The organism is Sphaerisporangium sp. NBC_01403, from assembly GCF_045040145.1.
Taxonomy (GTDB): Bacteria; Actinomycetota; Actinomycetes; order Streptosporangiales; family Streptosporangiaceae; genus Sphaerisporangium; species Sphaerisporangium viridialbum.
Genome location: NZ_CP109534.1, coordinates 4,458,519 through 4,470,805, shown reverse-complemented (window position 1 = coordinate 4,470,805; position 12,287 = coordinate 4,458,519). Strand labels below are relative to the sequence as shown.

The 12,287-nt window shown below is 68.6% G+C and carries 9 protein-coding genes; 3 read left to right on the top strand and 6 right to left on the bottom strand.

The window, feature by feature from the left end; all coding sequences use genetic code 11:
• Positions 1 to 26 precede the first annotated feature (26 nt).
• Positions 27 to 1,160 carry an epoxide hydrolase family protein gene (locus OG589_RS20110; RefSeq protein WP_405151216.1) on the bottom strand — a complete coding sequence of 378 codons (1,134 nt, stop codon included), beginning with the start codon at positions 1,158 to 1,160 and terminating at the stop codon, positions 27 to 29.
• Between the two features lie 152 nt (positions 1,161 to 1,312).
• On the opposite strand from OG589_RS20110, the gene OG589_RS20105 reads away from it, so the two are divergent.
• The gene (locus tag OG589_RS20105; RefSeq protein WP_405151214.1) at positions 1,313 to 2,353 is read left to right on the top strand and encodes a helix-turn-helix transcriptional regulator; all 1,041 of its coding nucleotides are present in this window, start codon (positions 1,313 to 1,315) and stop codon (positions 2,351 to 2,353) included.
• Between the two features lie 218 nt (positions 2,354 to 2,571).
• Here the strand turns inward: OG589_RS20105 and OG589_RS20100 are convergent, their stop codons facing one another.
• Both OG589_RS20100 and OG589_RS20095 read right to left on the bottom strand, forming a co-directional pair.
• Positions 2,572 to 3,534 carry an alpha/beta hydrolase gene (locus OG589_RS20100; RefSeq protein WP_405151212.1) on the bottom strand — a complete coding sequence of 321 codons (963 nt, stop codon included), beginning with the start codon at positions 3,532 to 3,534 and terminating at the stop codon, positions 2,572 to 2,574.
• A 572-nt stretch (positions 3,535 to 4,106) separates the two neighbouring features.
• Positions 4,107 to 5,024, bottom strand: coding sequence for an aminoglycoside phosphotransferase family protein (locus OG589_RS20095; protein WP_405151210.1), 918 nt, complete (start codon positions 5,022 to 5,024; stop codon positions 4,107 to 4,109).
• Between the two features lie 259 nt (positions 5,025 to 5,283).
• Between OG589_RS20095 and OG589_RS20090 the strand changes: the two genes are divergently transcribed.
• Both OG589_RS20090 and OG589_RS20085 read left to right on the top strand, forming a co-directional pair.
• Positions 5,284 to 6,102, top strand: coding sequence for a Tn3 family transposase (locus OG589_RS20090; protein ID WP_405151208.1), 819 nt, complete (start codon positions 5,284 to 5,286; stop codon positions 6,100 to 6,102).
• 120 nt (positions 6,103 to 6,222) lie between these two features.
• Positions 6,223 to 7,695, top strand: coding sequence for a catalase (locus OG589_RS20085; RefSeq protein WP_405151206.1), 1,473 nt, complete (start codon positions 6,223 to 6,225; stop codon positions 7,693 to 7,695).
• On the opposite strand, the gene OG589_RS20080 is transcribed toward OG589_RS20085, so the two are convergent.
• The 3 genes from OG589_RS20080 to OG589_RS20070 all read right to left on the bottom strand — a co-directional run bounded on the left by OG589_RS20080 (position 7,613) and on the right by OG589_RS20070 (position 12,163).
• A complete protein-coding gene (locus OG589_RS20080; protein ID WP_405151204.1) occupies positions 7,613 to 8,137 on the bottom strand; it encodes a hypothetical protein in 525 nt (174 codons plus the stop codon). The genes OG589_RS20085 and OG589_RS20080 overlap by 83 nt on opposite strands.
• 179 nt (positions 8,138 to 8,316) lie before the next feature.
• Positions 8,317 to 10,005: a PQQ-dependent sugar dehydrogenase gene (locus OG589_RS20075; protein WP_405151202.1), complete on the bottom strand. Its 1,689-nt coding sequence runs from the start codon at positions 10,003 to 10,005 to the stop codon at positions 8,317 to 8,319.
• 334 nt (positions 10,006 to 10,339) lie between these two features.
• A complete protein-coding gene (locus OG589_RS20070) occupies positions 10,340 to 12,163 on the bottom strand; it encodes an ABC transporter ATP-binding protein (protein ID WP_405151200.1) in 1,824 nt (607 codons plus the stop codon).
• Between the last annotated feature and the right edge of the window lie 124 nt (positions 12,164 to 12,287).

Genomic DNA, 12,287 nt, shown 5'->3' with positions numbered 1-12,287 from the left:
GTGAGAGACGCGGCCGCGGGCGAAGGTCAGCGGACCTTGCCGAAGAACTCGCGGATGTCGGCGGCGACGTGATCGGGCTGCTCCATGGCGACGAAGTGGTGGCCGCCTGGATTGTCTTCCGGCCAGTGAACGATGGTGTTGTGTCGTTCGGCGAGCCGGCGGATTCCGGGCGGTCCGCTGTACACGCCGGTCGGCGCCGCCGTCTGACCCTCCGGCCAGCCGAAGCCCGTGCTGTCGTAGTAGGGCCAGGATGAGGTTCCCAACGTCCCGGTGAGCCAGTAGAGGCTCACGTTGGTGAGGATCAGGTCGCGATCGATCACCTGCTCCGGCGGTTTCGCGGCGGTGGTGAACTCCTTGAACTTCTGCGTCATCCAGGCCAGCGCGGCGACCGGGGAGTCGTGCCATCCGTAGGCGAAGGTCTGGGGCGCCGCGCGCAGCAGCCCATGATGGTCCACGCCGCTCATCCAGTCCTGCTTCTGAAGCTGCGCGTAGGCCGCCCGCTCGTCGTCGGTCATCTCGGGAACGTCGTCTTCGGTGGGGAAGCCGAGCCCGCTGATGACATAGACGCCGATCACGTGATCCGGGGCGACCTTGGCGACTTCCGGGGCGACGTACGCGCCGAAGTCCCCGCCCTGGGTGCCGTAGCGGTCGTATCCGAGGCGGTGCATCAGCTCCGCCCAGATCCGCGCCACGCGCGTGGCGTTCCAGCCGGTCTCGCGCGGCGGCGCGGAGAACCCGAACCCGGGCACCGACGGCACGACGACGTGGAACGCCTGAGACGGGTCGCCGCCGTGCGCGCGAGGATCGGTGAGGGGGCCGATGAGGTCGGTGAACTCCACGAACGAGTTCGGCCAGCCGTGGGTGAGGATGAGCGGCAGGGCGTCGGGCTCGGGGGAACGCACGTGCAGGAAGTGGATGTCCTGGCCGTCGATCTCGGTCATGAACTGCGGAAACTCGTTCAGCCGCGCCTCGTGCCGCCGCCAGTCGTATCCGCTGCGCCAGTATTCGGCCAGGTCCTTGAGATAGCCGGCGGGGACGCCCCGGCTCCACTCCTCGCCGGGCAACTGCCGGGGCCACCGGGTGCGGGCCAGCCGGTGGCGCAGCTCGTCCAGGTCTGCCTGGGGGATATCGATGCGGAAGGGGCGGACCTCGGTGCTCATGACTCTCCTCAGTGGGTACGCCCGCCGCGCGGCGGGCGGGATCCCGCCACGCCGTTCCCGGCAGGCCCGGGTGGTGCGTCGCGGTGACATGAGCGAGAGTAGGAAGCATGTAGGTCAGTTCCTGTCCCATATGGCCGGGCATGATGGACCCCATGAGCGACACCCCCGCACGACTGCTCAAACTGCTGTCCCTGTTGCAGACCCCGCGCGAATGGCCCGGCAGCGAGCTGGCCGGGCGCCTGGGGGTCAGCCCCCGTACGATCCGCCGGGATGTCGATCGCCTGCGTGAGCTGGGTTATCCGGTGCGGGCGACGATGGGGGCGGTGGGCGGCTACCGGTTCGCCGCGGGTAAGGCCATGCCACCGTTGCTGCTGGACGATGAGGAGGCGGTGGCCATCGCGGTCGGCCTGCGCATGGCGGCCGGGACTCCGGTGGACGGCATGGAGGAGGCGTCCGTGCGGGCCCTGGCCAAGCTGGAGCAGGTGCTGCCGTCCCGGCTGCGGCACCGGGTCGTCGCGCTGGCCGCAGCCCTGGTCCCGATGCTGACCGGGAACGGGCCGAGCGTTGATCCGCAGAACCTGACGGTGCTCGCCGGCGCCGCCGCCAACCGCGAACGCCTGCGGTTCGCCTATCAGACGGGTGACGGGAGCGAGACCAGACGCCTGGTCGAGCCGTACCGTCTAGTGGCGGCCGCACGCCGCTGGTACCTCCTGGCCTACGACAACGATCGCGACGATTGGCGGACCTTCCGCGTCGACCGAATCAGTGATCCGCGGCCGACCGGCGTGCGGGTCCCGCCCCGCGAGTCGCCCGAGCAGGACGCGGCCGCCTTCATCACCGACAGGCTGTACTCGTCGGCACCCACCTACGAGGTGCTGGCGACCCTGCGTCTTCCGGCCGGCCAGGTGGCGCAGCGGCTCGGCACCGTCCCGGGCGACGTCCAGCCGATCGACGAGCACAGCTGCCGCCTGCACGGGCGCGCCGACACCCTGGAGTGGCTGGCCTCGCGGCTGCTCATGCTCGGCTGCGAGTTCCAGGTGCACGAGCCGCCGGAGCTGCTGGCGTACCTGCGTGCGGCGGGCGCCCGCGCCGTCCGCGCCGCAGGGGGTCCCGACGGGACCGGCCGCCTACCGGCAGACGACCGGGATGTCAGCACCGCTTCAGGCGGAGGCGTCGGCGTGCCACCGACCTGATGGCCGACTACTGCCATCCTTCGGACCCATTGCCAGAGCAAGATCGGCAGTGGGGCCGGCGGAATGGTCCAGACGTCGGCGAGGATGTACTGCCGGTGCCCTGCCCAGCTCAAGCGACGGATCGTGCGCGGACGACCAGGTGATCAAATACGCGACGGCGCTGCGGGGACGGCATGGAATGACCTGCTTGAGGCAGGGGCGATGTAACCGTCGCCGGGTCAGCCGATCCGGGCCTTGATGAGGTCGGCCAGCTCCTCGGTCGCCTGCAGGCATGCCTTGGAGTAGCGGGTGAACTGCGGGAACCCGTGCGTCAGATCGGGGTTGTGGACGTAGGTCAGGCCGTTGTCGGCCGCCGCGAGCTTGCGGGCGTAGGCGTGGCCGACGTCGCGCAGCGGGTCGAAGCCGTTGGTGACCAGGATCGCAGGCGGCAGGTCCGCGTGCGAGGCCGCGTTCATCGGGGTGATGTACGGGTCGCGGCTGTCGTCGGTGTTCTTGAGCAGGTTGCGGACCATCTCGTAGATGCCGTTGGTCTCCAGGTACAGGCCGGTGCGGTTCTCACTGCCGGCGGGCGTGTCGGCGGGGAAGGCGGCCTCGGGGAACAACGGGACCTGCAGCGCCAGCCGCGGGCCGCCCTCGTCGCGCAGCTTCAGCGCGAGGACACACGTCATGTTGCCGCCCGCCGAGTCGCCGCCGAGCGCGATCTTCTCAGGATCCACCCCCTGCTCGGCGGCGTGGTCGAAGAGCCAGCGGACGGCGTACTCGATCTCCTCGATCTGCACCGGGTACTTCGCCTCCGGCGCGAGCTGGTAGTCCACGACGTAGGTGGCGATCCCGGCGCGCTGGGCGATGACCCGCATCGCGGTCTCGAACTCATCCAGGGTGCCGTAGGTGAAGCCGCCGCCGTGGATGTAGACCAGGGCCCCGATTGGGTCGCTCGTCGGCGCCGTCGGCGTGTGTCGGCGCACGGTCAGCGACCCGTGCGGACCGGGCAGCACCAGGTGCTCGACCGAGCCGATGTCCGGCCATGGTCCCTTGCCCAGCACGGTGTGATCCCGCCGGCCCTGGGCGATCGGTACGTCCGCGCCGAGCGTGGGGCCGTTCGGCAACCAGGCGGCGAGCTCCGGATCGAGGGTTCCCCGCCCGACGGACTCCGGAATCGTGGTGCGGTCGTATACAGGCATGATTCCCCCAGTTGTCTGTCCTTCGAGCGCCCGGTCCGGATGAGGTCACGTCCACGCGAGTGGTGTATGAGTTGACCTTCGCGTGATCCTGTTTCTGCAGGTTAAGCGGAAAGTGCCTGCGGGATGGGGTCCTGGGCCGGTGTGTCGCCCCTGATGATGCGGATGCGGGCTTTGGCCAGAATGTCCAGGTCCATGTAGCCACTGTTCCCTGTGGTGATCCAGCCGTCAGCGCCTTCGAGCTGCCTGGTAGTGCGGGGGCGCCGTCGGCCGGGCCGGCGGGTTGGTCTGGCCGCTCGGCGTCAACGCGACCGACCCGGGTGACCCTGATGTCGTCATTAAGACGTTCGACCTGCCTGCCGGCGGGGTCGCCGTTGTGCGGCGGTGGCAGGATCACCACGGCGTCTTCCACGAGTTCGTCGTCCTGGCCCTCTTTCTCCATCGTTATCTGGGTTGCCAAGCGAACTTGCTGGTCAGCCGCATGAAGGTCGTTAAGCCACGTTGGGCAAGTAGATCCCGGCATGCCGAGCATGGGCCGGGCGCGAAGGTATTCGAGCGCGTGGGGAAGCGATTGATCAGCGGTGGGCCGTTGCGATGAGGCGTCGCAGTGCGGCGTGGGCGGGTGGGGCCCATGTGGGCTTGCCGCCTGGGCGGCCGTGGACGCCGGCGTCTCCGATGAGGATGCCGGTGAGGGCGCGTCCCACCGCCCATCCGCGGGCGCGGCGCAGGGTCGCGGCGTCCGGGGCCGGCTGGTAGGCGCGATGGAAGCGGTCGGCGGTGCCGTCCGGCAGCAGAGCCCACGCGGCGGCGAGGTCGCAGGCCGGATCGCCCGCGAAGAGGTCGCCGAAGTCGATCACGCCGCAGAAGGTGCCGTCCGCGGTGAGGACATTGGCCGGATGCAGGTCGCCGTGGAGCCATAGCGCCGGGCCGGCCCAGTCGGGCGCGGCGGCGGCGTCTTCCCAGACCGCGCGGACGGCGTCCGGGTCGGGGATGAGCCCCAGCTCGGTGGCCGAGGCGAGCTGCTTGGCGAAACCCTCGGAGTGGTCGGCCAGCGGACCCCCGCGGTCCCGGCCGGTGGGCGCCTCATCGGGGGCAGGTTGGTGAAGTGCCGTCAGGAAGGCGGCCAGGACGTCGGCAGCCTCCGTGGCGCGCGTGACGGGGGCGCGGTCGGCAGGCTCGCCCGGCACCCAGGTGGTGACGATCCAGGGTCGCGGAAACCGCGCGGAGGGCTTGCCGAGGCGCTGCGGGACGGGAACCGGCAGCGGAAGGCGAGGGGCGAGGACGGGCAGCCAGGTGTGCTCCTTGCGCAGCAGCGCGTCCGCAGACTGCGTCGCCCAGGGCAACCGGACGGCGAGGTCGTCGCCGAGCCGCCATAGCTGGTTGTCCCAGCCGCGCGCGCCGAGCCGCAACGGGTAATCGGCCAGGTCGGGGTGCTGGTCGCGCAGCAGATCTCGCACCAGCTCCGCGCTGATCTCGATCTCGGTGTGGGTCATGCGGAGCAACAGTAGCCGGATGGCGGCCGCCCGTTCCGGTTGCTGGAGGGGGAGCCGGCTCGTGAAAGGCGCGGGCGTCTGGACCTCGCTCACACGGTATTCGGCCGGTACGGGCCTGGGCGATCGGCGCCGAGCAGACCAGGCAGGTAGCGGCCTCGGTGGTGGTTGTTGCGTCCCATTGATTCTGAGGCAGTCTTGCGCGTTCAGCTGGGTGCCGATCATCCTGCGGTAGCCCGCCGTCGTTCAGGAACTGCAGCAGGTGCAACGTCTTGAAGATGCGCCCGTAGTGGGCGAAGGCCTCGCCCAGGCCGGTGGTGCGGTCCCGGCACGCTGCGCAAACTCGCTGTTCATCCTGGACGCGATCTTCAACCTGGACGGTGGCCCGAAACCGGAGACGGTGATCAGCGACACCGGCTCCTACTCCGACATCGTGTTCGGGCTGTTCGCGATCTGCGGCTACCAGTTCTCCCCGCGCATCGCCGACCTGGCCGACACCCGGCTTTGGCGCACCAACACCCGTGCGGTGTACGGGCCGCTGGAGCACATGTCCCGCCACACCATCCGCCTGGACCGGACCCGGGCCCGCTGGGGCGACATGGTGCGGGTGGCCGGGTCGCTCACCACCGGCAGCGTGCGCGCCTACGACCTGATCCGGATGCTGTCGGCCGGCGGTCTGAACGTGGTCAACGACCAGGTGATGGGCATCTTCTTCTGGCGGCGAATAATCGTGCACCTGATCTTTCAGCTCGTTGGGATCCTACGCGCTCTGCGTTTGTTCCGATATAGCCGTCATCATCCCTACCTTCTTATCGGTACGCGACCCCATCCTCAGGGGATCACCGGTAAGTATGATGACGGAAGCTTTAATCGGCTCCCAGTCAGGCCCGATGCGGCATTCATTATCGGTTGGTCGACTTCGAGCACCGCTGCGAAGGATTCGCTGGCCGCCGTGTGTTCGTCGGTGTGGTGTTCTAGCGCGAGGGTATGGCGAAGACGGATACGCGACACGCGGCGGGAATTCGGCGGCAATCTCGTGTCTGACCGCGACCTCGGCCAGCGGCGGCCCTCGCGGAACTGAGCTCGATGGATCTGGCTTACCGTCCAGGCCAGCGTGCTGCGTGATGAGAGGCCTGTATAAGGGTCCGCTTCGTATCAGAGCGAATGAACCATGTCTTCGAGAGGGGTAGGGCCGAAGGGAATGAGTGATCAACCACCGAACACGACTACGGATTCCGGTATCCCCGTGCCCAGCGATGAGTACTCACTCACGGCCGGCCCCGCCGGCCCTGTGCTGCTGCAGGATGCCTACCTGATCGAGAAGCTGGCCCACTTCGTCCGCGAGCGTGTCCCCAATCGCGTGTACCACGTCAAGGCCAGCGGCGCCTTCGGCTACTTTGAGGTGACCGCCGACGTCAGCCAATGGACCAAGGCCGCCTTCCTCAACCAAATCGGCAAGCGCACACCGATGCTCGCGCGCTTGTCGCTGGTGGCCGGCGAAGAGGGCTACCCAGACACCGACCGCGACGTGCGCGGCTTTGCGCTCAAGTTCTACACCGAAGAGGGCAACTACGACCTCGTCGGCAACAACACGCCGGTCTTCTTCATACGTGACCCCATGAAGTTCCCGGACTTCATCCACTCCCAGCAGCGCCTGCCCGACACCAACATGCGCAGCAACAACATGCAATGGGACTTTTGGACGCTCTCGCCCGAGTCGGCCCACCAGGTGACGATCCTGATGAGCGACCGGGGTACGCCACGCACTTTGCGCAACATGAACGGCTACAGCAGCGACACGTACATGTGGGAGAACGCCGCAGGCGAGAAGTTCTGGGTCAAGTACCACTTCGAGACGGAGCAGGGCATCGAGAACATGACCGACGCTGAGGCCAAGGCTATGCGCGCCGAGGACCTCGACTACCACCGGCGTGACCTGTGGGAGGCGATCACCCGCGAGGACTACCCGTCCTGGCGCCTTGGGATGCAGATCATGCCGTATGAGGAAGCGGCCGACTACCGCTTCAACCCCTTCGACGTGACCAAGGTCTGGCCGCACAAGGACTACCCGACGATCCCCATCGGCCGGATGGTGCTCGATCGCAACCCCGAGAACTTCTTCGCCCAGATCGAGCAGGCCGGGTTCGACGTAGCGAACTTCGTCCCGGGTATCGGACCCAGCCCAGACCGGATGGTGCTGGGGCGGATGTTCGCCTACGCCGACTCCAGCCGCTATCGCACCGGCCCGAACTATGCGCAGCTGCCGGTGAACCGGCCGATCAACGAGGTGCACAACTACAACAAAGACGGCCCGATGCGCTACCACCACAGCGACGCCCAGCCCGTCTACGCACCCAACAGCTACGGCGGCCCGCGAGCCGACCCACAGCGCTACCACGACCCGAGCTGGTTTGTGGAGGCCGCCGAGATCATGCGCACGGCCTACGAGGCGCACAAGGACGACGACGACTTCATCCAGCCCGGCACGCTCTACCGCCAGGTGATGACGCCGACCGATCGGGACCACCTGGCCGGAAACATCGTCTCCCACCTAAGCCAGGGAGTGGAACGCTTCATCCAGGAACGCGCGGTCAACAACTATTTGACGAAGATAGACGCCGATCTTGGTACGCGCGTCGCCCATGATCTGGGGCTGGCGACTCCAGCACGGTAGAGTTGGCCGCCCGTGTCCAGCGCCGCACGTCGAATCGCAGACGTGGTCGAATCGCTTCCGCAACAGTAAGCGGAATGTAGGCTGCGGCAGCCGCCCATCCCAGCCACGACATGCAGATGTGCAGGGCGGTTCGCGTCGCCTCCGGTGCGCCGAGCCGGGCCGAGGCATCCAGCAGCGCCGAGCAGGCGAGTGCGCTGATCGCCAGCGCACCTCCCAGCACCCACTGGTCGCCCTCACCCAGCACCACCTGCCGGAAGTCGAAACGGCACACCACCACGCCGTACAGCACCAGACCGAGCACGAAAGCGGCCGCCGCCGCGTACATCTCCCAGCGCTGACCGGTTCCTCGTGCGAGTTGCGCCGCCAGCACGGCGAGCGCCTGCGGTGCGACACAGACCAGAAAGTTCGTCCCGACAGTGGGGGTCGACCAGTGCGCGAGCACCGGCGGCAGGCCGAGACCCTCGACTTGATCAGAAAGAAGCGGCCGGTCATCGCGGTCGGCCTACTGAACGCGATGCCTGCCTGGTCATGGACGGGCCGGCGCGCCACCCGGCGGTCGCCGGGGGATTGACCCCCGCCGATGCCGGGTGGCGCGCCGATTCTCTCAGGCGTGGCTGTGACTCAGGGGCTCGTGCACCGGTAGCCGGACGGCGTCTGGGTGTCGCCGTTCGGCCGGCCCGCCTGGAAGCCGAAGGTGGTGCTCTGGCCGGGGCCGAGCGCGCCGTTGTGCCCGGCGCTCCTCGCCGTGACGGTCTGCCCGCTGACGGTCAGCGTGGTATTCCACGAGCCGGTGACGGCGTGGCCGCTCGGCAGCGTGAAGGTCACCGTCCAGCCGTTGATCGCGGACGTGCCGGTGTTGGTGACCGTGACCGGCTGGATCACGTACCCGTTCCCCCACTGCGACTGGACGGTCACCGTCACCGAGCATCCGCCGGTGCCCCCGCTGCCCGGGGTGGTGGTGACGGTCGCCGAGTTCGACACCGGCGAGAGGTTGCCCGCCGCATCGCGGGCCCGAACCTGGTAACGGTACGTGGTGTTCGCGGTGAGCCCGGTGTCGGCGAACGAGGTAGTGGCCGAGGTCCCCACCTGCGTGAAGGCGCCGCCGGACGCGCCCGGCGCGCGCAGGACGTCATAGCCGGTCACGCCCACGTTGTCGGTGGAGGCGGTCCAGGTCAGGGTGGTGCCGGTGGAGGTCGTCCCCGACACGGCGAGGCCGGTCGGCGCGGTCGGCGGGGTGGTGTCGCCCCCGGTGGTGGCCGGGGGGACGCGGACGATGCGGTCGTCCTGCGCCACCGGGGTGCCGCGGCCGTCCCTGTTGCTGGTCGTCACCCAGAGCCAGCCGTCCGGCCCGACCGCGACCGTGCGGAGCCGCCCGTAGGCGGACTGGAACTCGGCCAGCGGGGTGCCGGGCGTACCGGCGCCGGTCAGCGGCACCGTCCAGAGCCGCTGGCCGCGCAGCGCGGCGACGAAGAGCGTGTTGTTGGCCCAGGCCAGCCCGCTCGGCGACGCCTCGGCGGTCGTCCACGTGACGATCGGGTTGCGGAAGGAGGGGTTGGTGCATGTGCCCTCGCACGTCGGCCAGCCGTAGTTGGAGCCCGCGACGATCTGGTTGACCTCGTCCCAGGTGTTCTGCCCCAACTCGGCGGCGTACATTCTGCCCTGGGAGTCCCAGGTCAGGCCCTGGACGTTGCGGTGGCCGTAGGTCCAGACGCGGGAGCCCGCGATCGGATTGTCCGCGGGCACACCGCCGGTGGGCGTCATACGCAGGATCTTCCCTGCGGGGCTGTTGACGTTCTGAGCGTTGGCGGAGTCGCCGGCGTCGCCGGTCGCCACGTAGAGCATGCCGTCCGGCCCGAAGGCGATGCGGCCGCCGTCGTGGAAGGTGTTGCTCGGGACCCCGGAGAAGAGCACCGTCTGCGTCTGAGGCGCGGTCAGTTGCAGCCTGACCAGGCGGTTGTCCCCGGCGGTGCTCGTGAAGTAGGCGTACACCCAGCCGTCCTGGGCGTAGTTGGGCGACACGGCGATGCCGAGCAGGCCGCTCTCACCCGAGGCGCTCACCCCACTGATGGTGGCGACCGCCGTGGGCGTCTGGCCCGGCCGCACCTGCAGGATGCGTCCGGTGTTGCGTTCGGATACCAGCGCGCTGCCGTCCGGCAGGAACGCCAGGCCCCAGGGCACCTGAAGGCCCGTGACGGAGACCTGCGCTCGGGAGAAGTCGAAGCCGCCCACCACCTGGGCGCGCGCCTCGGGAGCGGTGACGACCAGCGCGAGCAGAGCCAGAATCAGGGCAGGGACGACGCGGGCGCGCATGATGGACTCCTTGACCGGATCACTGTGCGGATGTCGGCACCGTAGGCACGCGGGCCGCGGGACCTCAAACACCGCGATCGGTTCGCCCTGACAATCTGGGAGGACGATGCCGCGCCGCTGAAACTTTCATGTAAGAGGCGAAAGTTGCGGCTCGTCGGCGGTTTCGTTCCACAAGATCGAACAAATCGGACGGGCTGCGACAGCCGGTCAGGATCGCGGGCCGTGAGCGCGTCTCGGTTGGCAAAGGGCGTCCGCGTCACCGTCGTACAGATCATGGCGTCCATCCACTGGTTCTACGGGATCGCCTGGGCGAGGACTGAGACACCCGCGTGCGTCAGCGGTGGGCGGCGTCTGAGGTGCCCTTTTCGACCAGGAAGCCGCCGGATTGGTGGTGCCACAGCCGGGCGTACGGCCCCTGGGCCTGGAGGAGTTCGCGGTGATTGCCCTGTTCCACGATGCGGCCCTGGTCGATTACGACCAAGCGGTCCATGCGGACGACTGTGCTCAGCCGGTGCGCCACTACGAGGGCGGTACGGTCACGCATCAGGCCCCACAAGGCTTCCTGGACGAGGATCTCGCTCTCGGAGTCCAGCGCGCTCGTGGCCTCGTCGAGCAACAGGATCGGCGCGTCGCGCAGGATGGCGCGGGCGAGGGCGACGCGCTGCCGCTGGCCGCCGGAGAGTTTGACGCCGTGCTCCCCGACCAGCGTGTCGAAGCCGCTCGGCAGAGCCTCGGCGAACTCCGTGACGTGCGCCGCCTGCGCGGCCCGGTAGATCTCGGAGTCGGTGGCGCCCGGCCGGGCGAAGGCGATGTTGTCGCGCAACGACCGGTGGAACAGGGCGGGCTCCTGGGGGACGTACGCGATCAGGCTGCGCAGGTCGGCTTGGTTGAGCCGCGTGATGTCCTGTCCGCCGATCAGGATCCGGCCGCCGTCGATGTCCATGAGGCGGAGCAGCAGCCGGGTGAGGGTGGTCTTGCCACCGCCGGACCGGCCGACCAGGCCGATCTTGGTGCCGGTGGTGATGTCCAGGTCCAGGCCGTCGAACAGGAGCGGATTGCCGGCGTGCGCGAACGTCACCTGCTCGAAGTGGACGCCGGCGTCGGCCGGGCGCAGCGGTTGCGGGTTGTCCGGGTCGACCACGCCCGGCGGTGTGAGGAGAAGCTCGGTGAACTGGGCGGCCTCGGTGAGCACGCTCTCCATGCGACGGTAGATCTGGTTGAACTCGAACATGAGGTTGATCGCGTTCGCGTAGTAGGTGAACGTCACCACGATGACCTCGACGCCTAGGCCACCGCGGAGGGAGACGGCGAGGAGCAGGCCGATGGTGCTGGTGAGCACCGACAGCGGTGCGACGACGGTGTCCACCCGGAGGTTGCCGTAGTCCCAGGAACGGAGCGTCAGCCCGCGCTGCTCGGCGAGCCGGGCCCGGTGCTCCAGGGCCTCGCGGTCCTCGGCGGCGAACGCGCGGACCGTGTCCATGTTGGCCAGCACGTCGGCGACGTGCCCGGACACCCGCACCTTGGCGGCCTCGCGCTGGTCCACCAGCCTCTGGCGACGGCGGATGAGCGGGGCGACGAGGAAGCCGGTCACGATGATGAGGCCCACGAGGACGAAGACCAGTAGCGGGTGATACCGCCACAGCACCACCGAGGCGAACGCCAGCGGCACCACCTTGGCGATGATCGAAAACGTGAGCGTGTCCGTGAAACCCTCGAACCCGCTGGAGAAACTCAGCACCCGTTTGGTCAGCGAGCCGGCGAAGTTGTCGTGGAAGAACGCGGCGTCCTTGGCCAGCAGCTTCTCCATGCCCACCACACCGAGCCGCTCGATACCCCTTGCCCCCGTACGGAACAGGAAGTGCAGACCCACCCGCCACAGCGCCTCGCCCGCGATCAGGAACGCACCGAAGCTGAGCACGTACGGCATGAGCACGGCAATGGTGCTGTCCCCGCCCTCGGACAGACGCCCCACGATCCCGCCTACCGCCAGCGGCGCCAGATAGAACAGGCATATGTTCCCCAACGCCGGCGAGATCAGCGCAGGCACGGCGACCCGCCACTGGTTCAGCAACTCCCCGTTGTAATACCGCAGCGCCAGCAGAACGGCCGACCTTCGGGCGGACGGTTTGTCTCCGGGGGAATCAAGTAATTCCAGCACGGCCATCCACCCCTCTGAATACCCACGGCTATGGCCATGTTGACGCAGGGTGGGCGGAAGGGGCGACCGATTTTCGCCGGCCCAGCCACCGGAGCTCATCCGCGTTGATCTCGGTGACGATCTG

What these genes read in the sequence shown, in the direction of transcription:
- OG589_RS20110 (WP_405151216.1), bottom strand. Translation starts at nt 1,160, where the DNA reads ATGAGCACCGAGGTCCGCCCCTTCCGCATCGATATCCCCCAGGCAGAC.
- OG589_RS20105 (WP_405151214.1), top strand. Translation starts at nt 1,313, where the DNA reads ATGAGCGACACCCCCGCACGACTGCTCAAACTGCTGTCCCTGTTGCAG.
- OG589_RS20100 (WP_405151212.1), bottom strand. Translation starts at nt 3,534, where the DNA reads ATGCCTGTATACGACCGCACCACGATTCCGGAGTCCGTCGGGCGGGGA.
- OG589_RS20095 (WP_405151210.1), bottom strand. Translation starts at nt 5,024, where the DNA reads ATGACCCACACCGAGATCGAGATCAGCGCGGAGCTGGTGCGAGATCTG.
- OG589_RS20085 (WP_405151206.1), top strand. Translation starts at nt 6,223, where the DNA reads ATGAGTGATCAACCACCGAACACGACTACGGATTCCGGTATCCCCGTG.
- OG589_RS20075 (WP_405151202.1), bottom strand. Translation starts at nt 10,005, where the DNA reads ATGCGCGCCCGCGTCGTCCCTGCCCTGATTCTGGCTCTGCTCGCGCTG.